This window comes from Pseudomonas sp. PDM09, assembly GCF_014852305.1.
Taxonomy (GTDB): Bacteria; Pseudomonadota; Gammaproteobacteria; order Pseudomonadales; family Pseudomonadaceae; genus Aquipseudomonas.
In genome coordinates this window covers 1-23,218 of sequence record NZ_JACVBI010000011.1, presented here as the reverse complement: position 1 = coordinate 23,218, position 23,218 = coordinate 1, and the positions used below count along the sequence as shown (strand labels likewise).

Annotated in this window: 21 protein-coding genes; 7 read left to right on the top strand and 14 right to left on the bottom strand. The window is 59.7% G+C overall.

Annotated features, from left to right (window positions below):
• The first annotated feature begins 99 nt into the window (after window positions 1-99).
• Complete coding sequence (locus IB250_RS23860) at window positions 100-1,296, top strand: multidrug effflux MFS transporter (RefSeq protein ID WP_192345813.1); 1,197 nt, start codon at window positions 100-102, stop codon at window positions 1,294-1,296.
• An 8-nt stretch (window positions 1,297-1,304) separates the two neighbouring features.
• Here the strand turns inward: IB250_RS23860 and IB250_RS23855 are convergent, their stop codons facing one another.
• Window positions 1,305-1,475: a hypothetical protein gene (locus IB250_RS23855; RefSeq protein ID WP_185022254.1), complete on the bottom strand. Its 171-nt coding sequence runs from the start codon at window positions 1,473-1,475 to the stop codon at window positions 1,305-1,307.
• A 254-nt stretch (window positions 1,476-1,729) separates the two neighbouring features.
• Entirely contained in the window at window positions 1,730-2,743 is a 1,014-nt protein-coding gene (locus IB250_RS23850) for a zinc-binding alcohol dehydrogenase family protein (RefSeq protein WP_192345812.1), read from the bottom strand.
• Between the two features lie 117 nt (window positions 2,744-2,860).
• Between IB250_RS23850 and IB250_RS23845 the strand changes: the two genes are divergently transcribed.
• The 3 genes from IB250_RS23845 (at window position 2,861) to IB250_RS23835 (ending at window position 6,357) form a co-directional block, all read left to right on the top strand.
• Complete coding sequence (locus IB250_RS23845) at window positions 2,861-3,790, top strand: LysR family transcriptional regulator (RefSeq protein WP_192345811.1); 930 nt, start codon at window positions 2,861-2,863, stop codon at window positions 3,788-3,790.
• 316 nt (window positions 3,791-4,106) lie between these two features.
• Window positions 4,107-4,841 carry an ArsR/SmtB family transcription factor gene (locus tag IB250_RS23840; protein WP_192345810.1) on the top strand — a complete coding sequence of 245 codons (735 nt, stop codon included), beginning with the start codon at window positions 4,107-4,109 and terminating at the stop codon, window positions 4,839-4,841.
• Between the two features lie 133 nt (window positions 4,842-4,974).
• Window positions 4,975-6,357: an MFS transporter gene (locus tag IB250_RS23835; protein WP_192345809.1), complete on the top strand. Its 1,383-nt coding sequence runs from the start codon at window positions 4,975-4,977 to the stop codon at window positions 6,355-6,357.
• Window positions 6,358-6,477: 120 nt separating this feature from the next.
• On the opposite strand, the gene IB250_RS23830 is transcribed toward IB250_RS23835, so the two are convergent.
• The 6 genes from IB250_RS23830 to IB250_RS23805 all read right to left on the bottom strand — a co-directional run bounded on the left by IB250_RS23830 (window position 6,478) and on the right by IB250_RS23805 (window position 12,733).
• Entirely contained in the window at window positions 6,478-7,431 is a 954-nt protein-coding gene (locus IB250_RS23830) for an adenosine deaminase (RefSeq protein ID WP_007907140.1), read from the bottom strand.
• A gap of 81 nt (window positions 7,432-7,512) precedes the next feature.
• Window positions 7,513-8,478 carry a 2-oxoglutarate and iron-dependent oxygenase domain-containing protein gene (locus tag IB250_RS23825; RefSeq protein ID WP_192345808.1) on the bottom strand — a complete coding sequence of 322 codons (966 nt, stop codon included), beginning with the start codon at window positions 8,476-8,478 and terminating at the stop codon, window positions 7,513-7,515.
• A gap of 152 nt (window positions 8,479-8,630) precedes the next feature.
• Entirely contained in the window at window positions 8,631-9,713 is a 1,083-nt protein-coding gene (locus IB250_RS23820) for a BMP family ABC transporter substrate-binding protein (protein ID WP_192345807.1), read from the bottom strand.
• Between the two features lie 344 nt (window positions 9,714-10,057).
• Window positions 10,058-11,416 carry an 8-oxoguanine deaminase gene (locus IB250_RS23815; RefSeq protein WP_192345806.1) on the bottom strand — a complete coding sequence of 453 codons (1,359 nt, stop codon included), beginning with the start codon at window positions 11,414-11,416 and terminating at the stop codon, window positions 10,058-10,060.
• Window positions 11,417-11,670: 254 nt separating this feature from the next.
• Entirely contained in the window at window positions 11,671-12,357 is a 687-nt protein-coding gene (locus IB250_RS23810; RefSeq protein WP_192345805.1) for an SDR family oxidoreductase, read from the bottom strand.
• Between the two features lie 25 nt (window positions 12,358-12,382).
• Entirely contained in the window at window positions 12,383-12,733 is a 351-nt protein-coding gene (locus IB250_RS23805) for a MerR family transcriptional regulator (RefSeq protein ID WP_192345804.1), read from the bottom strand.
• Between the two features lie 82 nt (window positions 12,734-12,815).
• Here IB250_RS23805 and IB250_RS23800 point away from each other — a divergent pair, with 82 nt between their 5' ends.
• On the top strand, window positions 12,816-13,247 hold the full coding sequence (locus IB250_RS23800) for a hypothetical protein (protein ID WP_192345803.1): 432 nt from the start codon (window positions 12,816-12,818) through the stop codon (window positions 13,245-13,247).
• A gap of 73 nt (window positions 13,248-13,320) precedes the next feature.
• On the opposite strand, the gene IB250_RS23795 is transcribed toward IB250_RS23800, so the two are convergent.
• The 6 genes from IB250_RS23795 to IB250_RS23770 all read right to left on the bottom strand — a co-directional run bounded on the left by IB250_RS23795 (window position 13,321) and on the right by IB250_RS23770 (window position 19,871).
• Window positions 13,321-14,247, bottom strand: a complete 927-nt coding sequence (locus IB250_RS23795; protein ID WP_192345802.1) for an ABC transporter permease — start codon at window positions 14,245-14,247, stop codon at window positions 13,321-13,323.
• Window positions 14,247-15,353: an ABC transporter permease gene (locus IB250_RS23790; protein WP_192345801.1), complete on the bottom strand. Its 1,107-nt coding sequence runs from the start codon at window positions 15,351-15,353 to the stop codon at window positions 14,247-14,249. Before IB250_RS23790 ends, IB250_RS23795 begins: the two co-directional genes overlap by 1 nt.
• 11 nt (window positions 15,354-15,364) lie before the next feature.
• A complete protein-coding gene (locus tag IB250_RS23785) occupies window positions 15,365-16,930 on the bottom strand; it encodes an ABC transporter ATP-binding protein (protein ID WP_192345800.1) in 1,566 nt (521 codons plus the stop codon).
• Window positions 16,931-17,514: 584 nt separating this feature from the next.
• A complete protein-coding gene (locus IB250_RS23780) occupies window positions 17,515-18,096 on the bottom strand; it encodes an IMPACT family protein (RefSeq protein WP_192345799.1) in 582 nt (193 codons plus the stop codon).
• 7 nt (window positions 18,097-18,103) lie between these two features.
• Window positions 18,104-18,754: a TetR/AcrR family transcriptional regulator gene (locus IB250_RS23775; protein WP_192345798.1), complete on the bottom strand. Its 651-nt coding sequence runs from the start codon at window positions 18,752-18,754 to the stop codon at window positions 18,104-18,106.
• 196 nt (window positions 18,755-18,950) lie between these two features.
• Window positions 18,951-19,871 carry a LysR family transcriptional regulator gene (locus tag IB250_RS23770; protein ID WP_192345797.1) on the bottom strand — a complete coding sequence of 307 codons (921 nt, stop codon included), beginning with the start codon at window positions 19,869-19,871 and terminating at the stop codon, window positions 18,951-18,953.
• Between the two features lie 124 nt (window positions 19,872-19,995).
• On the opposite strand from IB250_RS23770, the gene IB250_RS23765 reads away from it, so the two are divergent.
• Window positions 19,996-21,345: an aspartate aminotransferase family protein gene (locus IB250_RS23765; RefSeq protein ID WP_192345796.1), complete on the top strand. Its 1,350-nt coding sequence runs from the start codon at window positions 19,996-19,998 to the stop codon at window positions 21,343-21,345.
• A gap of 68 nt (window positions 21,346-21,413) precedes the next feature.
• Complete coding sequence (locus tag IB250_RS23760) at window positions 21,414-22,907, top strand: CoA-acylating methylmalonate-semialdehyde dehydrogenase (RefSeq protein ID WP_192345795.1); 1,494 nt, start codon at window positions 21,414-21,416, stop codon at window positions 22,905-22,907.
• The last annotated feature ends 311 nt before the right edge of the window (window positions 22,908-23,218 follow it).

The following is a 23,218-nucleotide window of genomic DNA, read 5'->3' as shown; positions in this document are numbered from 1 at the left end:
ATAGTTAGCGACCTAACGGAATGTTCAAGGCGTCCACGCAAGGCTAGACTGTCGGCCTGCCGATCCATGGCCAACCCGCATGCCTAACCTGGACGCCTGATGAACTTGCGCGCAATCCTGATTCTCGGCGCCTTGAGCGCTTTCGGTCCGCTGGCGATCGATTTCTATCTGCCGGCGTTCCCGGCGATGGCGTTCGCTTTCGGCACCGACGAAAAACACGTTCAACTAACCCTTGCGGCCTATTTCCTTGGCCTGTCCATCGGCCAACTGGCGTACGGCCCGGTGGCGGATCGCTTTGGACGACGGATTCCCTTGCTGACAGGTGTCGGCTTGTTCACCGTCGCTTCATTGGTCTGTGCCTATGCGCCGACGCTGGAGTGGCTGATTGGCGCACGTTTCGTCCAGGCGCTGGGCGGGTGCGCGGGCATGGTGATTTCGCGGGCGGTGGTCAGCGATAAATGCGATGCGGTGGGGTCGGCGAAGGTCTTTTCGCAGTTGATGCTGGTGATGGGCCTGGCGCCGATTCTTGCGCCGATGCTGGGCGGGTTGCTGGTCAATACGACGGGCTGGCAATCGATCTTTCTGGTGCTGACCGGTTTCAGTGCGCTGGCAGGGTTGGCAGTGGCCCTCGGGCTGCCGGAAAGTCTGCCGGCCCATGTGCCGCGCCAACCGTTGTCGGGCGCGCTGCGTCAGTATGGGCGGTTACTGGCGGACCCGATCTTCCTCGGCCATGCCCTGACCGGCGGTGTCGCCATCGCCGGGATGTTTGCCTACATCGCCGGTTCACCGTTCGTCTTCATCAAACTCTATGGCGTGCCGGCCGAGCATTTTGGCTGGCTGTTTGGCATTAACGCGGCGGGTTTCATTCTGGTGGCCCAGGTCAATGCCCGGATGCTGGCCAAGCGTGGTCCAGCCTTTTTATTGGCGCGTACCGTCTGGCTCTATCTGGCGGGTGGTCTGGCCCTATTGGCGGTGAGTGCGTTGCACACGGCGCAGTTGTGGCCGTTGCTGATTCCGCTTTTCCTCTGCATCGCCAGCCTGGGTTGTATTGTGCCCAACGCCTCGGCCTGCGCCATGAACGGTCAGGGCGCGCGGGCGGGCAGTGCCTCGGCGATGCTCGGTTGCCTGCAGTTCAGCGTTGCCGCCGGGGCCGCAGCATTGGTGGGGGTTTTGCATGATGGCAGCGCCATGCCGATGGCCATGGTCATCAGCCTGTGCGGGATTCTGGTGGTGAGCGCGGCGACGCTCACCCGACGTTTGCAAACTGCCCGGGCGCTGACGCAAGCCCAGGTCTGAGGACGGACTCAGCCAGCAGCGCGATGCTGACGGTCGGGAATCTGATGGGGCGCGTGCAAGCGCGCTTCAAGCGTTTTAGTGAAAGCCAGGGCTTCGGCCTCACTGCGGAACGTCACAGCGTGTTGATCCAGTCGGACCTGCCAGCAGGATGTTGCCACTTCTTTTATCAGGATCTTCATTGCTGAACTCCTTTCGTAAAAGACGTCTCGTAAAAGACATCACGTAAATGATTGTTCGCAGAGTTTTCGATTGTAGACCCGAATACGATCGCAATTGTGACAACGGTCAATTCTCTGACTGACGGCAACAGGGATCGACGTACATCCCGGATATTTCGGCCGTACCCTGTAGGAGCTGCCGAAGGCTGCGATCTTTTGATTTTGCTTTTAAAACACAAGATCAAAAGATCGCAGCCTCCGGCAGCTCCTACTCTTCAGAACCCTTCAAGCACAATTTTGCCCTTGGACTTGCCGCTCTCCAGCAGAGCATGGGCACGCCGCAGGTTGGCCGCGTTGATGGTCCCGAAGTGCTCGCCGACCGTGGTTTTCAGCGTGCCCGCATCGATCAGCCCGGCGACGCGGTTGAGCAGGTTGTGCTGCTCGATCATGTCTGCTGTTTCGAACAGCGAGCGGGTGTACATGAACTCCCAGTGCAGCGACAGGCTCTTGCGCTTGAGCTTGGTCACGTCCAGCGACTTCGGATCATCGATCAGCGCCAGTTTGCCTTGCGGCGCCAACGCCTCCACCAATTGATCCAGGTGTTGATCGGTCTGGGTCAGGCTGGCGACGTGGGTCACCTGCTCGAACCCCGCACGTTTGAGTTCTTCACTCAGCGGCTGGCTATGATCGATCACCTGATCGGCGCCCAGGTCACGCACCCAGCTCTGGGTCTGTGCACGGGAAGCGCTGCCGATGACCTTCAGCCCGGTGAGCTGGCTGGCCAATTGCGTGAGGATCGAACCCACACCGCCAGCGGCACCCACGATCAGCAGGCTCTGGCCCTCATCGGTTTTGCCTTCGCGCACTTGCAGGCGTTCGAACAGCAGTTCCCACGCGGTGATGGCAGTCAGCGGCAGGGCGGCAGCTTCGGCGAAACCGAGGGTTTTCGGCATATGACCGACGATTCGCTCATCCACCACATGCAACTCGCTGTTGCCGCCGGCACGGGCGATGGAGCCGGCGTAGAACACCTTGTCGCCAGCCTTGAACAAGGTCACTTCGCTGCCGACAGCCTTGACTACACCGGCCACGTCCCAGCCCAGCACCTTTGCCGCGCCGCCTTCCGGCTGGACGTTCTGGCGAACCTTGGTATCCACCGGGTTGACCGAGATGGCTTTGACCTCCACCAACAGGTCGCGCGGGCCGGCGACCGGTTCTGGCAGTTCGATGTCTTGCAGGGATTTTTCGTCGCTGATGGGCAGGGAGTCGTAGTAGGCGATGGCTTTCATATGGGTTCCTGAGCGGGAATAATTTCGATGGGGCAGATGATTGGTTATTTCCCGGCAAGATAAAACCCGCTAAAAGAGCAGTCTCTTTCAATATTTTTTTGATAATCGAGGCTGACGATGTTGCGTTTCGATGACTTGCAGTTGTTCGTTCGGGCTGCAGACCTGGGCAGCCTGTCGGCGGCGGCGCGGGTGATGGATATGTCGGCGGCGGTGGCCAGTGCGGCGTTGAAGCGCATCGAACAGCAACTCGGCGCCCGCTTGCTCGCCCGTTCTACCCGCAGCCTGCGCCTGACCGCTGAAGGCGAGGGCTTTCTGGAGTACGCCCGGGCAGCCTTGAGCAATCTCGATGAGGGCCGCCGCTTGCTGGCCAGCGGGCAGGATCAGGTCAGCGGGATTTTGCAGTTGTCGGCGCCTTCGGATTTCGGTCGCAACCTGCTGTTGCCATGGCTCGACGAGTTCCAGCGCGAGCATCCGAAGCTCACGGTCCGGTTGCTGCTGGGCGACCGCATCGCCGACCTGTTCCGCCAACCGGTGGACATTGCCCTGCGATATGGCGAGCCGGAAGACTCGAGCCTGGTGGCGTTGCCCATCGCCCCGCAGAACCGTCGTGTACTCTGCGCGGCGCCGAGTTACCTGGCCCGGCATGGCGAACCTCGGTATCTGGAGCAATTGGCTCAGCACAATTGCCTGTTATTCATGCTTGGTAGTCGGGTTCACGATCACTGGAGTTTCCACGATGGCAAACGCGAAATGAGCCTGACGGTCAGTGGTGATCGCTTCAGCGACGACGCCGATGTTGTGCGTCTGTGGGCCGTCGCGGGGGCGGGGATTGCGTATAAGTCCTGGCTCGATGTCGCCGCCGATGTGCTGGCCGGTCGGCTGAAAGTGCTGATGCCGGAGCTGCTCTGTGAGCGCGCCCCGCTGAATTTGCTGTGCGCCCATCGCGCACAATTGAGTAAGCCGGTGAACCTTTTGCGGGAAATGCTTGCCAGCCGATGCGCTCGAATAAGCAGTCAATTTCCGACGATTTCGGGTGTCGATCATTAGTCGCAGGCAAATAGCGAAATTTCTGTCAGGAACTATCACCACCAATGGATTCCCAAGGGCAGGAACCAGCGGTTAACCCGCTTATACTAGCGCCCGCCTCATGTACGCACCGTCGACCTCGCAATGGCGAGTCCAGGTTCGATTCGGTCATACCCGATGGTCATCACCGGACCTTCGTTGCCCCCACGAAGCAATGGCTTGGGTGAGTGGGTGGCTTTGCCCGGTCCATGGCGGTTTTCGCGTCTTGGCCGACGACACATTACTGGTCAAGATATCTCTGAGCAGTAGACGAAACGATTCAACAGGGAGTGAATACATGGAACATGCACCTTGCATCAGCCAGATCGCCACATTGCTGGCTGACCCCAAGCGCAGCGCGATGATGTGGGCCTTGATGGACGGCTCGGCGCGGCAAACCGAAGAGCTGGCGTTGCTGGCCGGCCTGTCGCCGTCTTCGGCCAGTGCGCATTTAGGGCGTTTGTCCGCCGGAGGTCTGTTGAAAGTCGAAACCCGTGGCCGCAAACGGTTTTTCCGGCTTGCCGCGCCCGAAGTCGGCGCCGCGATAGAGGCCCTGGCCAGCGCGACCCTGGCCAGCGCGCCTCAGGACATTCCAGAGGTTTTCAAACGCACGAGCCCTATCGCCAAACCTCAGGCGGCGCCTTCGTCATTGTTGCGGGCCAGGCTCTGCGACGACCATCTGGGCGGCACCCTGGCCGCCGACCTCTACCAGCGCCTGCTGGATGCGGGCTGGATAGAGCAATTCGATCAGCGGGTCATGATCACTCACAAGGGCGCCACACAATTGGCAACGCGCGGTGTGTTCATCCAGGCGCTGGCTCATCGCAACAGCAGAGTCGCCTGCGCTTGCCCGGACTGGAGCGAAAGACGCCCGCACATGGGTGGTTCATTGGGCGCGGCGTTGTTGCAGCTGTTCATGCAATCGGGCTGGTTGAGCCTGCCCAACGATTCGCGAGCGTTGCAAATCACCGCTGTGGGGCAACAGGAAATCCATCGCTTCGCCAAGGAAACCGAACTGGAAATGGCGTTTTAGAGTCATTGAGGGCGACGTCCGGGATTTGTTTCAGGCGTCGTTCAGAGCTGTGGACAGGTCGCATCCAGCAATAACCCCCAGCCACTATCGCGCACACTCGATCCGGGGACTTTCAGGATTGGGGGAATGTGGCATGGAAACACGAAGCTTCAGCGCGGCAGAACGATTGGAACGGCTGCCCATCAGCGGTTATCACCGCATCATTTTCATCATCATTGCCCTGGCGTTTTTCTTCGACTCCATGGACCTGGCGATGATGACCTTTCTGCTCGGCTCGATCAAAACCGAGTTCGGCCTGAGCACGGCGCAGGCCGGGTTGCTGGCCAGTTCGAGTTTTTTCGGCATGGTTCTGGGCGCATCGCTGTCGGGTATGCTGGCCGACCGCTTCGGGCGCAAACCAGTGTTCCAGTGGAGCATTGTGCTGTGGGGCATCGCCAGCTACCTGTGCTCCACGGCGCAAAACGTTGAAACGCTGACGCTGTTCCGAATCCTGCTGGGGATCGGCATGGGCATGGAGTTTCCGATTGCTCAGTCGATGCTGTCGGAGCTGATTCCGGCAAAGCGACGTGGGCGTTACATCGCGTTGATGGATGGTTTTTGGCCGCTCGGCTTCGTCGCGGCCGGGGTGCTGTCGTACTTCCTGTTGCCGGTGGTTGGCTGGCGCGACATCTTTCTGGTGTTGGCGGTGCCGGCGGTGTTCGTCCTGGCGATTCGTTTTTTCATTCCCGAGTCTCCGCGCTGGCTGGAGCAGGCCGGACATCATGACGCGGCGGATAAGGTCTTGCTCGGCATCGAAGATCGAGTCCGGGCTTCATTGGGCCGTGCGGATTTGCCTGAACCGATTCGTCTGCCCCGGGTGGCGAGTCAACCGGGCACTTTCTTCTCGGCGCTAGGGGAGATCTGGTCGCCGCAGTATCGCCAGCGCACGATGATGATCTGGAGCGTGTGGTTCTTCGCCTTGCTGGGTTTCTATGGCCTGACGTCCTGGCTCAGTGCGTTGTTGCAACAATCGGGTTTCGCGGTGACCCAGTCGGTGTATTACACGGTGCTGATTTCCCTCGGCGGGATTCCCGGTTTCCTCATGGCTGCCTGGCTGGTGGAGCGCTGGGGGCGTAAACCGGTGTGCGTCGTGACATTGCTCGGCGGCGGCATCATGGCGTTTCTTTATGGCCAGAGTGCAGTGTTCGGCGGCAACGTCAGTCTGTTGATTACCTCGGGGCTGCTGATGCAGTTCTTTCTGTTCGGCATGTGGGCGGTGCTCTACACCTATACCCCTGAGTTGTACCCGACGTCGGCACGCGCCACGGGCTCGGGGTTCGCGTCCGCCATCGGCCGCGTGGGGTCGTTGCTCGGGCCATTAGTGACCGGGTTGGTGTTCCCGATGACCGGGCAAGGCGGGGTGTTTGCGCTGGGGGCGATGTGTTTTGCGATTGCGGCGGGGGTGGTGTGGATGTTCGGGATGGAGACCCGGGGCAAGACGTTGGAAGAGTTGAGTGAGCCGGTGATCGTCCGTTAATCACCGAACGAATGTGGGAGCGGGCTTGCTCGCGAAAGCGGTATGCCAGTCGACATCATCGTTGACTGACACGCCGCCTTCGCGAGCAAGCCCGCTCCCACATGGGTTGTGCGGTGAACCTTAAGGTTTCACCAACCGCGCATCCAGGCTGTTCTGCGCCAGGCGCTTGGCCTGATCCTGGGTCATGCCCAGATCGGTGTACAGCGCGTGGAAGTTCTCGGTGACATACCCGCCGAAATACGCCGGGTCATCGGAGTTCACCGTGACTTTCACACCGCGCTCGAGCATGTCGAGGATGTTGTGCTGGGACATGTGATCGAACACGCAGAGTTTGGTGTTCGACAACGGGCACACGGTCAGCGGGATCTGCTCGTCGATGATCCGCTGCATCAAACGCTCGTCTTCGATGGCGCGTACGCCATGGTCGATGCGCTGGATTTTCAGCAGGTCGAGGGCTTCCCAGATGTACTCGGGCGGGCCTTCTTCACCGGCGTGGGCCACGGTCAGGAAACCTTCGCTGCGTGCACGATCGAACACCCGCTGGAACTTGCTCGGTGGGTGGCCCATCTCCGAACTGTCCAGGCCCACGGCGACAAATGCATCGCGGAACGGCAGCGCCTGGTCGAGGGTTTTCTGCGCTTCGTCTTCGCTCAAATGACGCAGGAAACTGAGGATCAAACCACTGGTGATGCCCAGTTGCTGCTCGCCATCCTTCAGTGCGGCGGCGATGCCGTTGAGCACTACTTCGAACGGGATGCCACGGTCGGTGTGGGTTTGCGGGTCAAAGAACGGTTCGGTGTGAATCACGTTCTGCGCCTTGCAGCGCAACAGGTAGGCCCAGGTCAGGTCGTAGAAATCCTGAGACGTGCGCAACACATCGGCGCCCTGGTAATACAGGTCGAGAAACTCTTGCAGGTTATTGAAGGCGTAAGCCTTGCGCAGCGTTTCAACGTCGCTCCACGGCAGGGCGATCTTGTTGCGTTCGGCCAGGGCGAACAGCAGCTCAGGCTCCAGCGAACCTTCCAGGTGCAAGTGCAATTCTGCCTTGGGCAGAGCGTTCAGCCAGTCGTACATTTTTGAAATCTCATCAGGTGCAATGAGGGCATTCTACAGATGCCCGCAGAAACAATGAGCAAAACCTGACCAGCCGGTTCATTACACGGCTTCCTGTTGCCGTCGATAGGCGTAGGTATCAGCGAAGCGCGACAACAGGAATTCGGCGCAGGTGGTGGCCGGATACTTGGCCGGATGCCCTTCGTCCTGACAACCGGGCAGGCATTCAATGACGGTGTCGGGGTGCGGTTCGGCAAAGAACGGCATCGAGTAACGATCCACTCCCAACGGGCTGATTACCCGGTGCGGCGTCGACAGGTAACGGTCGTTGCTCCAGCGCGCCATCATGTCGCCGAGGTTGACCACGAACGTGCCTTCGATAGGCGGCGCATCGATCCATTCGCCCCGCACATTGCGCACTTGCAGTCCGCCAGCGGCATCCTGATAAAGCAGGGTGATGCAGCCGTAATCGGTGTGAGCGCCGGCACCTTGCTGTTCTTCGGAGCTCGCAGTGTGGCGTGGCGGGTAATGGATCATCCGCAGCACGCTGACCGGTTCTTTGAAACGGCTATCGAAGAAATCGCGCTCAATGCCCAGCGCCAGGGTCATGGCCCGCAACAGGGTTTGAGCGAGCGCCTGCATGTCGATGTAGTGTTGCTCCATCAGCGATTCCCAACCGGGCATCGACGGATGACGGTTAGGCCCGCGCAAAGGTTTTTCCGCCAGCACCTCGGGATGATCAGCCGGCAGGTGCAGGCCCATGTCGAAGGTTTCTTTCAGGTCGCTGGGTTTACTCGGGTCGAGTTGCTCGGTGGCGATGGCGCCATACCCGCGGTGGTGGCGGGTTTGGGTGATGTCGATCTTGAGTTTTTCGGCGGCGGGTAGGGCGAAAAAACGTTGGGCATGCTCGAGCACGGCGGCGATACGCAACGGGGCGATCGGGTGGCCCTTGATATAGAAAAAGCCCCATTCGCGGCAGGCATGGTCGATTTGTGTGGCGATGGATTGCCAGGCGTTTTGGTCATCGCTGTAGAGTGGGGCGATGTCGATGATCGGGAGTTGGTTCATGTTGCTGTCCTACGCTGGCTGAAGAGTACCGAAGATCCATTGTGGGAGCGGGCTTGCTCGCGAAGGCGGTGTGTCAGTCGACATCAATATCGCATGACACACCGCCTTCGCGAGCAAGCCCGCTCCCACAGGGTTTTGTGTTCGCGCCGGAATTACTTCGGTATCTCGGCCTTCATGCCTTCGACGTAGTAGTTCATCGACGCCAGCTCCGCATGGGTTGCCGTCGCGCCCGCCGGGATTTTCTCCACGCCGGCCTGGTCCTTGATCGGTCCGGTGAACGGATGCAACGCACCGCTCTTGATGTCGGCAATGATCTGCTCGGCTTCGGTTTTTACCGCAGGCGGCACCAGGTCGCTGATCGGCAGCTCAACCGTACCTTCCTTCAGACCGCCCCAGTAATCCTGGGATTTCCATGTGTGGTCGAGCACGCTTTGAGTCGCCTGAATGTAATGCGGCCCCCAGTCATTGACGATAGACGTCAGCACCGCTTTCGGCCCGAAATGCGCCATGTCCGATGCATAACCGACGGCATACACGCCACGCCGTTCGGCCGCCTGGATCGGTGCCGGGCTGTCGGTGTGCTGGAACACCACGTCCACGCCCTGGTCGATCAGCGCATTGGCCGCGTCGGCTTCCTTGCCCGGGTCGAACCAGGAATTGACCCACACCACTTTGATCTCGGTGCCCGGGTTGTACTTGTTCAGGGCCAGTTGAATGGCGTTGATGTCGCGGATCACTTCCGGGATCGGGAACGAGGCGACGTAGCCGACTTTCTTGGTCTTGGTCATCTTCGCCGCGAGAAAACCGCCGACGTAGCGGCCCTCATAAGTGCGCGCCAGGTAAGTGCCAAGGTTCTTGTCTTGCTTGTAGCCGGTGGCATGTTCGAAGGTCACCTTGGGAAATTGCTTGGCGACTTTCAGGGTCGGGTTCATGTAGCCGAAAGACGTGGTGAAAATCAGGTCGTACTTGTCCTTGGCCATGTTGCGGATCACCCGCTCGGCATCGGCACCCTCGGCGACGTTTTCCACGTAGTTGGTGGTGATCTGCTCGCCGAATTTTTCTGCCAGCACCTTGCGTCCCTGTTCATGCTGATACGTCCAGCCGTGGTCACCGATCGGGCCGATATAGACGAAGCCGACTTTCAGCGGGTCGGCAGCACTGGCGGTCAGGCTGGCGCTCAGACCGATGGCTGCGGCGACAGCGCAGAGCAGCTTTTTCAACGGACGTTTATGCATGAACGGGAACTCCATTTTGTTGTGAGGTAGGTCAGGGCAATGCAAATTACTGACCAACAGGACAACTAATGGATCGGAATCGCGTAGCGGCCATCGCGGGCAAGCCCGCACAAGACCTGCGCAAATCCCGTAGGAGCGAGGCTTGCCCGCGAAGAGTCCCTGACGACCACCACAGAACCATCCCGGTGCACCGTCTCGAATCCACGCCATCCACTGGTGCGGGCGCCTCACACAAAACTGTGGGAGCGGGCTTGCTCGCGAAGACGGTATGTCAGCCGACATCAATGTTGCATGACACACCGCTTTCGCGAGCAAGCCCGCTCCCACATTTGTTTGGTGTTGTGTCAGGTGCCGGCGATCAACTGCCGAGCGGCCTGGCTGTGATCGGCAATCAACCCTTTCAGATCCAGCCCCTCAACCTGACCGTCGATCACCCGCCACTTTCCGCCGACCATCACCCGGTCCGCCCGATCCGCGCCGCACAGCAGCAGCGCCGACACCGGATCATGGCTGCCGGAGAAGCGCAGTTCATCCAGTTTGAACAGCGCCAGATCCGCCTGCTTGCCCACCGCCAGTTCACCGATATCGGTGCGCCCGAGCAAACTCGCCGAACCCTTGGTCGCCCAGCCCAGTACCAATTCTGGGGTAATCTTTTCCGCGCCATAACGCAGCCGCTGGATGTACAACGCCTGACGGGTTTCGAGGATCATGTTCGACGCATCGTTGGACGCCGAACCGTCCACGCCCAGACCCAGCAGCGCCCCCGCAGCGGTCAGGTCCAGCGTCGGGCAAATGCCGGAAGCCAGGCGCATGTTTGAACTCGGGCAATGGCAAATGCCCGTGCCGGCCGCGCCGAGGCGCGCGATTTCGTCGGGGTTGAAATGAATGCCGTGGGCCAGCCAGGTACGCGGCCCGAGCCAGCCGACGCTGTCCAGGTAATCAACGGTACGCAGGCCGAAACGTTGCAGACAGAAGTCTTCTTCGTCGAGGGTTTCCGCCAGGTGCGTGTGCAGGCGCACGTCGAGGGTGTTCGCCAGTTCGGCGCTGGCGGACATGATTTGCGGGGTCACCGAGAACGGTGAACACGGTGCCAGGGCGATTTGAATCTGCGCCCCATCACCGCGCTCGTGGTATGCGGCAATCAAACGTTGGCTGTCATCGAGGATCACTTCACCTTCCTGGACGGTCTGCTGCGGTGGCAGGCCGCCGTCTTTTTCGCCAAGGCTCATGGAACCGCGAGTGAGCATGGCGCGCATGCTCAGTTCGCGGACGCTCTCGACCTGCACGTCGATCGCATTTTCCAGACCTTCCGGAAACAGGTAATGGTGATCGGCCGCAGTGGTGCAACCGGACAGCAGCAACTCGGCCAATGCGACCTTGGTGGCGAGGGCGAGTTTTTCAGGGGTGAGACGAGCCCAGACCGGATAGAGGGTTTTCAGCCACGGGAACAACGGCTGATTTACCACCGGCGCCCAGGCACGGGTCAGGGTTTGATAGAAGTGGTGATGGGTGTTGATCAGCCCTGGCAGGATCACGTGTTCGCGTGCATCGAAAACGTGGTCACAGGGCGCGGCCGGTTGCTGGCCGGCGCTGAGCACTTCGACGATCAAACCGTCTTGCAGCACCAGACCGCCACGGGCATCGAGCGCGTTGGCCGTGAAAATGGCGAGGGGGTTTTTTAACCAGGTACGGATCGCAGGCATGGTGGCCGGCTCCTCTGAAAGTTGGGTTCAGGGTTGCCAGCTCAGTGTTGCCCTGTCTGCTGATCCAGGGTCGCCGCGGGGGCGAGGTGCGGAGTTTCGAACAAAAAAGCTTCGCGGGCAAGCCCGGCCCGACAGGACAACGCAAGACCCCTGTGGGAGCGGGCTTGCTCGCGAAGGCGGTGTGTCATTCACATCAATGCCGACTGACACTCCCTCTTCGCGAGCAAGCCCGCTCCCACACTCGATCTGTGGTGTTACCAGGGAATGGTCTCACCCCTGTAGTTCACAAAATGATGCCCGCCCTTGCCGGCATACGCATTCACCTGATCGATCAACCCCCGGGTGCTGGTTTCCACATCAATGTCCGCGCCTTCACCGCCCATATCAGTTTTCACCCAACCCGGATGCAGCGACAGCACGGTGAGTTTCTGTTCGCCCAGTTGCGTGACGAAGCTGTTGGTCATGGAGTTCAGCGCCGCTTTGCTGGCCTTGTACAGTGCCAGCTCCGGCGCGTCGGGCATGGTCACGCTGCCCAGCACCGAACTCATGAAGGCCAGCACGCCGCTGCCATCGCGAATCTGCCCGACGAAGCGCTGGGCCAGATTGATCGGCGCAACGGCATTGGTGAAGAACAATTGCCCCACCTCGGCCAACGTCGCGCCGCCCGGCGTCTGGACCTCCGGGCCCTTGACTCCGGCATTCACAAACAACAAGTCGAAGACTTCCCCCTTGAGTTGTTGGCTAAGGGCAATGACCGCTTGCTGATCGTCCATGTCGAGTTTTTCGATCCGCACCTTGCCCAGCGCTTGCAAGGCTTCGGCGCCCTGCGGGTTGCGCAGGGTGGCGGTGACTTGCCAGCCGTCGGCCAGCAGGGTTTTCACCAGACCGAGGCCCAAGCCTCGGGAGGCACCGATGATGAGTGCGGTTTTTGCCTTGGACATGAATGGCTTCCTTGATGGATGAAAATCACGGATTTAATGGACAACGTTGACCGAGCCGATGTTGCAGTTCCTGACGCAAGACATCGAGTTCGGCGATGCGGGTTTCGATCAGGTTCAGTTTGTCTTGCAGCAGTTGGGTCACGGCATTGGCTGGGTCGGGCGCCTGCCACAGCGCAGCGACGCTGCTGCCGATCTCGCCAAGGGTAAAGCCCAGTCGCTGAGCGGTCTTGATGTACAGCACCAGTTGCACCATCTCCGCCGGATAGTCGCGATAGCCATTGGCGCTGCGTTGCGCGGCGATCAACCCGCGCTGCTCGTAAAAGCGCAATGTGTCGCGGCTGACGACGCTGGCCTGGGCTAATTCACCGATGCGCATCTTGATGTCTCGAGAGGGCTTGACCCTGGAGCATACTCCAGGCTTTAGCCTTGTTGCTCCCTGAATTTATGGAGCAAGACGGATGTGGACTTCAACGCAATATCGTCAAGTGGTGCGTGGCAGTGCGTGGTACGACCTGATCGTGACCGCTGCTTTTGTAACGCCGTGGAGTTTTGCGGCGTTGCATGGCGTGTTGTTGAGTCTGAGTCAGACTTTCAATGTGCCTGGCGAGCTACCGCCGTTCGAGCCGATGCACATGCTGATGGCGAATTTGTTGGGTTCGATTGTGTGCGTGTGGGCCGTGCTGCGGATTCGTGATCCGCAGCAGGTGTTTGGGCGGTATGACGCGGTGGGGCGGTTTCTGTTTTCGGCTTGGCAGCTGTATGCCTTGCTCCACGGCGCCAGCTTATTGCTGGTTATTTTTCTGGTCTTTGAATTGGTGTGGGGCGTTGTTCAAGTGTTGCCTGTTCGGGCGCCTTCGCGGGCAAGCCTCGCTCCTACAGGTTTTGTGTAGTTCGCCGATGACGTGAACGACTCAAATCCGTAGGAGCGAGGCTTGCCCGCGAAGAGGCCCGAACGACCAACACCTAATGCCCGGCCTGCCACGGCTGCCCCAACGACACCGGCGCATACAACCGTGTGCGCACGGCATCCTGGGACAGCAGCACCAACACCACAATGGTCGCGACATACGGCAGCATCGCCAGCAGGCTCGACGCAATTGCCAGCCCCAACCCCTGCGCCACCAAATGCAGGATGCTGGCGAGACCGAACAGATACGCCCCGAGCAGCAATCGCCACACCCGCCAACTGGCAAATACCACCAGTGCCAGGGCAATCCAGCCGCGACCGGCACTCATGTTTTCCGCCCACATCGGTGTGTAGGCCAGGGACAAATAAGCCCCGGCCAACCCCGCCATCGCGCCGCCAAACAGCACCGCCAGCGTGCGCACGCGCAACACCGGCAAGCCCATGGCACTGGCGGCATCCGGGTTTTCGCCGACCGCCTGAATGATCAACCCGACGCGACTTTTCAGAATCACCCAGGCCACTAACGTGAACAGCGCGAACGACAAGTACACCAACAAGTCCTGGGCAAACAGCATCCGCCCGATCAGCGGGATGTCACTCAACAACGGAATCGCCACCGGCTCAAAACCCGCCAACGGTTTACCAACCCACGCTGCGCCGACAAAGGTCGACAGGCCCACGCCGAAGATCGTCAACGCCAACCCGGTCGCCACCTGATTGGCGTTGAACACCAGTGCCACCAAGGCAAACAGCGACGACAACAGCATCCCGGCGAGCATCGCCAGCAACACGCCAAGCCATAGGTTGCCGCTGTTCAGCGCGACGATGAAACCGATCACCGCGCCAAACAGCATCATGCCTTCCTGCCCCAGATTGAGGACGCCACTCTTCTCGCAGATCAGCTCGCCCAGCGCCACCAGCAACAACGGCGTACCGCAGCGAACCATGGCGTAGAAAATATTGCTCAGCAGATCGATATCCATCACAAGGCTCCTGCGTGTACGGCGGTGGTTGGTGCACGGCGAGCCCAGCGCAGGTTCAAACGCGGTCGGTAGAGAATCAGCACGTCACTGGCCAGCAGGAAAAACAGCATCATCCCCTGGAACAATTGAGTGATGGCTTGCGGCAGGTTCATGCTCATCTGTGCGCTTTCGCCGCCGATGTACAGCAGCGCCATCAACAGGCTGGAAAACAGAATGCCGATGGGATTCAGCCGCCCGAGAAACGCCACGGTGATCGCCGCATAGCCGTAACCCGGCGAGACTTGCGGCACCAGTTGGCCGATCGGCCCGGTGACTTCGCACACTCCGGCCAACCCCGCCAAACCGCCGCTGATCAACAACGCCAGCCAGATCAGCCGCTTCTCGCGAAAGCCGACGAAACCGGCGGCGCGCTTGTCCAGCCCGAGCACTTTGATCTGGAAGCCGACGAAGCTTTTCTGCAGCAATACCCACACCGCCACGAGCGCGAGCAAGGCGAAGTACACACCGGCATGAACCCGGCCGTCCTCCATCAACAGTGGCAGTCGACTGGTATCGCCGAACATTGCCGACTCTGGAAAGTTGAACCCCGCCGGGTCCTTCAGCGGCCCGTGGACGCAGAACAGCAGCAGGTTCAGGGCGATGTAATTGAGCATGATGCTGGTGAGGATTTCATTGGCGTTGAAGCGCGTGCGCAACCACGCCGTCAGCCCGGCCCATGCAGCACCGGCCAAAGTGCCGGTGAGCAGGATCAACACCAGCGCCCAGCGGCTTTGCCAGCCAATGATGTTCACTGCCAACGCACTGCCGGCGAGGGCGCCGAGCAGCAACTGACCTTCGGCGCCGATGTTCCAGATCCGCGCCTGATACGCCACCGCCAGGCCCAATGCGCAGAGCAGAATCGGCAGTGCTTTGACCAACAATTCGGAGACACCGTACAAGTCGCTGATCGGTGCAATCAGCAACGTGTGCAAGGTCAGTAACGGATCGTGGTCCAGGGCGATAAACAGCAATGAGCCACAGCCCAGCGTCAACACGGCCGCCAGCAAGGGCGAGCACCACAACATCAGGCGCGATTGCTGGCCACGGGGTTCGAGAGAAAGCAGCATGTGAAACTCCGTTAAAGCGCTACGGGGGCAGGTGATTGAGGCGCGTCGAACTGGCCGGCCATCCAGCCGCCGACGTCGCTCAGATGGGTGTCGACGGTGGCCTGCAAAGGCGACAGCCGACCGCCGCACAGGGCGCCGAGGCGATCGCAGATCTGGAACAATTCGTCGAGGTCTTCGGAGATCACCAGGATCGCCGCGCCGGCATCGCGCAAGGCAATCAACGCCCGGTGAATGGTCGCGGCCGCTCCGACGTCCACGCCCCAGGTCGGGTGCGCGGCCACCAGTAATTCAGGCTGTTGAAGGATTTCCCGGCCGAGGATGAATTTTTGCAAGTTGCCGCCGGACAGACTGCGAGCAGGCGCCTGGGCATCAGGTGTCTTGACCCCGAAGCGGCGAATGATGTCTTCGGCCAGCGCTTCGACCTTGCCGCGCTGGATCAGCCCGTTGCTGACAAGCCCCTGTTGAAACGCAGTGAGCAGGGCGTTATCCGCCAGGCTCAGTTCCGGCACCGCGCCATGCCCCAGACGCTCGGCGGGGACGAACGCCAGGCCAAGTTTGCGTCGAGCATCCGGCCGCAAATGCGCCACCGGTTGCCCGCCGAAACTGATCGTCGCGCTGTCATCGCGGGGCAGCCGTTCTTCACCACTGAGCAAGGCCAGCAACTCATCCTGACCATTGCCGGCCACTCCGGCGACTCCCACGATTTCGCCGCTGCGCACGTCGAAATCAATGTCCTTCAGCGAGCAGCCGAACGGGTCCGGGTTGTGCCAGGACAACCCCGTCACGTTCAAAAACGCATCAGCCCCCATGACCTTTGGATAGTCGGTGATCAGCTCGGCGGCTTCACCGACCATCAACTGCGCCAGTTGCCGATCCGAGCACTGCGCCGGTACGCAATGCCCGGCCACCCGACCGCCGCGCAACACCGTGGCGCTGTGGCACAACGCACGCACTTCGCCGAGCTTGTGGCTGATAAACAGAATGCTGCAGCCCTCGCTCGCCAGCCGGCGCAATGTGACAAACAGTTCGTCGGCTTCTTGCGGGGTCAGTACAGATGTCGGCTCATCGAGAATCAACAGGCGGATGTCTTGCATCAGGCAGCGAATGATTTCCACCCGCTGACGCTCGCCGATGGACAGGCTGTGGACAAGTCGCTCCGGTTCCAGCGCCATGCCGTAGCGTTGGGACACTTCACGAATCTTCGGCTCAAGCTGCTTCGGCGTACCCGCCGCAGCGCCCATGGCCAGCGCAATGTTCTGCGCCACGCTCAGGGTTTCGAACAGCGAGAAATGCTGGAACACCATGCCAATCCCGAGGCCGCGAGCCTGGGCCGGATTGCGCATGGTCACGCGCTGGCCCTGCCAGATCATTTCCCCTGAGTCGGCGTGAGTGACGCCGTAGATGATCTTCATCAGGGTACTTTTTCCCGCACCGTTTTCGCCGAGCAGGGCGTGAATTTCACCGGGCGCAATGCTCAAGTCGATGGCATCGTTGGCCAGGCAACCGGGGTAACGTTTGCTGATTCTGCGCAATTGCAGGCGGGGTATTTGATCGGGGATCGGCACGGGGTTGGACATGACAGGCTCAGGTCGACAGAAGTTATACCTGGGGATAAAGCAATTTCCTGGCCATTGAGTCAGGAAATCGGCAAGGCCTTGCTGGTTTAGGGTTGTGGGCGGTGCCTCGCCTTATTCCAACTCCGAATCAGGCACCACTTGAGGGCACGTTCTTTGATCAGGCTCTGGTTTTGCGCGCGGTGAATTGATCAAGAAACGACCAATACCCTGCAAGCTATGTCGGACATGGGGCTGCGCCAGCCATGAACGGGTTATCCACAGGTTGTTCCACAGTATTTGTGCGCAAGCCGAGCGGAGGGGCATAAGCACTGAGGGGCTTTCTTCTAATGGCGATAAACCGCTCTAACTGTTTGTTTTTACGTGAAATAAATGTTGCTACTGGGGATTTGGATGAAAAATGAACAAAGCCCGCAAAGCCGCATGACAGAAGGGTTACAGGGGAATGTGCTCAGGTTATCCACAGCCGGGTGCACAGCAGATGTGGGCAAGTATCGAGAATAAAGAAAACCGGGGTGCCCCAAAAGATCGCAGCGCCCACAGGCGCGTAGGAGCTGCCGAAGGCTGCGATCTTTTGATCTTTCTTTTTATCGCTGCAACAAAATGCGCCCGCGACTCAAATCCGCCAGCTGCATCTGCAAGGTCTCTATTTGCCCCTCGCCGATCGCCAATTGCAATTCCACGCCATTGGCCGTGAAGATTTCCTCCACGACCAAACCGCCCAGTTCCGCCACCCGAAGTTTCACCAGCGCCAATTCACTAAATGCGCAGGCACAACTCACCGGCACCCGACTGATCAGCTCGACCTTCGACGCCCCTTGCAGGCATTTGTTGGCGCCGCCGCCATAGGCCCGGGCGAGGCCGCCGGTGCCCAGTTGAATGCCGCCATACCAGCGGGTCACCAGCACCGCGACCTGATCGCAATCCTGCGCTTCGATCGCTGCGAGAATCGGCCGGCCAGCGGTGCCGCCGGGTTCGCCATCATCGTTGCTGCGATATTGATCGCCGAGTTTCCAGGCCCAGCAATTGTGCGAGGCGTTCAAATCACTGTGCTGCTCGATGAACGCTTGGGCATCAGCTGCGCTAGTGATTGGTCCGGCGAGGGTGATGAAGCGGCTTTTGCGAATCTCTTCGCGGTATTCGCAAAAGCCGCTGAGGGTAAAAGGCATAAGTGTCTTAGATAGCAGGCGTCAGGCCGCAGCCTTTGAGAATGATGCGGATCAGGTTGTTGCCGGCGTCTTCCATGTCTTGCTTGGTCAACTTGGTGCGCCCGGTGACACGGCAGATCTGCGTGGCAAAATCGGCGTAATGCTGGGTGCTGCCCCACAGCAGGAAGATCAGGTGCACCGGGTCGACCGGGTCCATTTTGCCGGCGTCGATCCATGCTTGAAACACCGCGGCCCGGTCCTGAAACCAGATGCGATAGTCCTGGTTGAAATGCGCGCTCAGGCATTCGCCGCCGCTGATGACCTCCATGGCGAAGACCCGCGAAGCTTGTGGCTGGCGCCGGGAGAACTCCATTTTTGCGCGAATGTATCGCGTCAATGCTTCTGCCGGATCATCCTCGACGGTCAGGGTATTGAAAGTACTGTCCCAGAGTTCAAGGATGTTGCTCAGCACCGCCACATACAAACCGAGTTTGTTAGTGAAGTAGTAATGCAGGTTCGCTTTGGGCAACCCGGCCTTCTGCGCGATGGTGTTCATGCTGGTGCCTTTGAATCCGTGACGGGCGAATTCGTCTTCGGCGGCTTTGATGATGGTCTCTTCGTTCTTCTGACGAATGCGGCTGGCGGGTTTGCCGCCGTGGGCTGGGACTTCAAAGGTCATAGGCACTTCCGAACAGGTAAATGGGTGCAACCAGATGCGTTGATAGCGCACCCGCAGGTCGCAGACAAGTCCTGTTGCGATAAAACCTGAACACCATAATCCCTGTGGGAGCGGGCTTGCTCGCGAAGGCGGTGTGTCAGTTGCATTAATGTCGACTGATACTCCCTCTTCGCGAGCAAGCCCGCTCCCACAGGTTTCAGCGTGTTGCGGCCAGGCTCTCCAGAAAACTCTCCAGCACCAAGTGGGGTCGACGGCCCTTGCGTGTGACAGATGCCAGGCTCAGGTCATAAAAACGTGCCTTGGGTTTCAGCGCACGCAATCGGCCTTGTTGCACCCAGAGGCTGGCGTAATGATCCGGCAGATAACCGATGTAACGCCCGGTCAGAATCAGAAATGCCATGCCTTCGCGATCCGATGCACTAGCGGTGCAGTTGAGCGTCTGATAGTGGGCCTGAATCTCGGCAGGCAAACGGAAGGTCGGAGCGATGGCGTCCTGGCTGTTGAGACGCTCATCGTCCAGTTGTTTGTCGTCGACATAAAATAACGGATGCCCGACTGCGCAATACAGCAGCGAACGTTCGCTGTAGAGCGGCTGATATTCCAGACCCGACAGCGCACTGGCCTGCGGCACTACGCCGACATGCAAGCGACCGTCGAGCACGCCTTGTTCGACTTCATTGGGCGCGATCATGCGGATCTGGATCTGTACATCCGGACCACGCTCCTTCAACTGCGCCAGGGCATGGGTGATGCGCATATGGGGCAGGGTGACCAGGTTGTCGGTCAGGCCGATGGTCAACTCACCGCGCAAGTGTTGGTGGAGGCCGTTGACCTCGGTGCGGAAACTTTCCAGCGCACTTAATAGCTGCAGCGCTGATTGGTAGACCTCGCGGCCTTCTTCGGTCAGGGAAAAACCGGCGCGACCGCGTTGGCACAGACGCAGGCCGAGGCGTTGCTCCAGATCGCTCATCTGCTGGCTGATCGCCGAGCGACCGATCCCCAGCACCGATTCCGCCGCAGAGAAGCCGCCGCATTCCACGACGCTGCGAAAAATCCGCAACAGGCGGATATCAAAGTCACTGACTTGCGCCAGTGGATCGGGGCGGCGGGTACTCATAGTTTAGTCCGGGCCTGACTGAAGGTTAGAAAAGTTGGATTTCACCGACTTTATCTCCGTGGCAATTTAGCTGCAAGAACGCTTTTCATCTCCACGCCGCTTATTGCCCTGCGAGGTTTTGCCCATGAACGTGCCTGAAAACGCCCCGACTTCCCTGGCCAGCCAGCTCAAGCTCGATGCTCACTGGATGCCCTACACCGCGAACCGCAATTTCCAGCGCGACCCGCGACTGATCGTGGCTGCCGAGGGCAGTTGGCTGACAGACGACAAGGGCCGCAAGGTCTACGATTCGCTCTCGGGTCTTTGGACCTGCGGCGCCGGACACACCCGCAAGGAAATTCAGGACGCGGTGGCCAAGCAGTTGGGTACCCTGGATTACTCGCCGGGCTTTCAGTACGGTCACCCGCTGTCGTTCCAGTTGGCCGAGAAAATCACCGATCTGACCCCGGGCAATCTGAATCACGTGTTCTTCACCGACTCGGGTTCCGAGTGCGCAGACACGGCGGTGAAAATGGTGCGCGCTTACTGGCGCCTGAAAGGCCAGGCCACCAAGACCAAAATGATCGGCCGCGCTCGTGGCTATCACGGCGTGAACATCGCCGGCACCAGCCTCGGTGGCGTGAACGGCAACCGCAAACTGTTCGGTCAGGCGATGATGGACGTCGATCACCTGCCGCACACTTTGCTGGCGAGCAATGCTTTCACTCGTGGCATGCCGGAGCAGGGCGGTATCGCGCTGGCGGATGAATTGCTCAAGTTGATCGAACTGCACGATGCCTCGAACATCGCAGCGGTATTCGTCGAGCCATTGGCTGGTTCCGCTGGCGTGCTGGTTCCGCCGCAGGGTTATCTCAAGCGTCTGCGCGAGATCTGCGATCAGCACAACATCCTGCTGGTGTTCGACGAAGTAATCACCGGTTTTGGTCGTACCGGTTCGATGTTCGGTGCCGACAGTTTTGGCGTGACGCCGGACCTGATGTGCATTGCCAAGCAAGTCACCAACGGCGCGATCCCGATGGGCGCGGTGATTGCCAGCTCCGAGATCTACCAGACCTTCATGAACCAGGCGACGCCTGAGTACGCGGTGGAATTCCCGCACGGCTACACCTATTCCGCCCACCCGGTGGCTTGCGCTGCGGGCCTGGCGGCACTCGATCTGCTGCAAAAGGAAAACCTGGTGCAGAGCGTGGCGGAAGTGGCGCCGCATTTCGAAAATGCATTGCATGGTTTGAAGGGCTCGAAAAACGTCATCGACATTCGTAACTACGGGTTAGCCGGTGCCATCCAGATTGCGCCTCGCGACGGCGATGCCATCGTGCGTCCGTTCGAAGCCGGCATGGCTCTGTGGAAAGCCGGGTTCTACGTGCGCTTCGGCGGCGACACCCTGCAGTTCGGCCCAACCTTCAACAGCAAGCCGCAAGACCTCGATCGTCTGTTCGACGCGGTCGGCGAAGTGCTGAACAAAATCGACTGATTTTTCCCCTCTCTCTCTATATAGGCGTCCTTTCGCGGGCGCCTGTGGACAACTTTCAGGAGCCCTGCATGAGCCTTATCCCGCATTTGATCAATGGCGAACTGGTGACCGAAGACGGTCGTACGGCCGACGTATTCAACCCGTCCACCGGTCAGGCGATCCACAAACTGCCATTGGCCAGCCGTGAAACCATTCAAAAAGCCATCAACTCGGCCAAAGCTGCGTTCCCGGCTTGGCGTAACACTCCGCCGGCCAAGCGTGCGCAGGTGATGTTCCGCTTCAAGCAATTGCTGGAGCAGAACGAAGCCCGCATCGCCCAACTGATCAGTGAAGAGCATGGCAAGACCCTGGAGGATGCGGCCGGTGAATTGAAGCGCGGGATCGAGAACGTCGAGTTCGCCTGCGCGGCACCGGAAATTCTCAAGGGTGAGTACAGCCGTAATGTCGGGCCAAACATTGATGCCTGGTCGGATTTCCAGCCATTGGGCGTGGTGGCTGGTATTACCCCGTTCAACTTCCCGGCCATGGTGCCGTTGTGGATGTACCCGTTGGCGATCGTCTGCGGCAACTGCTTTATTCTGAAACCCTCCGAGCGTGATCCAAGCTCGACGCTGCTGATTGCTCAGCTGCTGTTGGAAGCCGGCCTGCCGAAAGGCGTGCTGAGTGTGGTGCATGGCGACAAGGCTGCGGTGGATGCCTTGATTGAAGCGCCGGAAGTCAAAGCGCTGAGTTTCGTCGGCTCGACACCGATTGCCGAATACATTTACGCCGAAGGCTCCAAGCGCGGCAAACGCGTCCAGGCGCTGGGCGGGGCGAAGAACCACGCGGTATTGATGCCGGATGCGGATCTGGATAACGCAGTCAGCGCACTGATGGGCGCGGCGTATGGTTCGTGCGGTGAGCGTTGCATGGCGATCTCGGTGGCTGTATGCGTCGGCGATCAGGTGGCGGATGCGCTGGTGGCCAAACTTGTACCGCAGGTCAAAGCGCTGAAAATCGGTGCGGGTACGACCTGTGGCCTGGACATGGGGCCGCTGGTTTCCGGTCAGGCTCGCGATAAAGTCAGTGGCTATATAGAAGACGGTGTTTCAGCAGGGGCGACCTTGGTGGTGGATGGTCGTGGTCTGAGCGTGACCGGTCATGAGGAAGGTTTCTTCCTGGGCGGCTGCCTGTTCGATAACGTCACGCCAGAGATGCGTATCTATAAAGAAGAGATCTTCGGCCCGGTACTGTGCGTCGTTCGGGTCAACAGCCTGGAAGAGGCGATGCAGCTGATCAACGATCACGAGTATGGCAACGGCACCTGTATCTTCACGCGTGATGGGGAAGCGGCGCGGTTGTTCTGCGATGAGATTGAAGTGGGCATGGTCGGCGTCAACGTGCCTTTACCGGTGCCGGTGGCTTATCACAGCTTTGGCGGTTGGAAGCGTTCGCTGTTTGGCGATCTGCATGCGTATGGTCCGGATGGCGTACGTTTCTATACTCGTCGCAAAGCTATTACCCAGCGCTGGCCGCAACGGGCGAGCCATGAGGCTTCGCAATTCGCATTCCCTAGTTTGTAAGTAGAAGGGAAGAAGGCCGGCCCCTAGGGGCCGGCCTTCGTGTTTTCGGGGCTTCTTTGCCTTATATGACAGAATTGTGAAATCAGGGCTTGACGGCAGATTCTGGACGTCTATAATTCGCCCCACTTCCGGCGCAGTCGAAACGGAAAACTCCTTGGTAAACAAAGAGTTAAGCAGTTTTCGACAGCGGTTACGCTTCAGTTCATCGAGGCCAGAAGGAGTTGAAAGAGCGGTGTTGTTTGGCTCTTTTGACGGTTCGATCTTCTCGGTCGAAAGCGGAGAAAAAGAGGTGTTGACAGCAGCGAGTAACG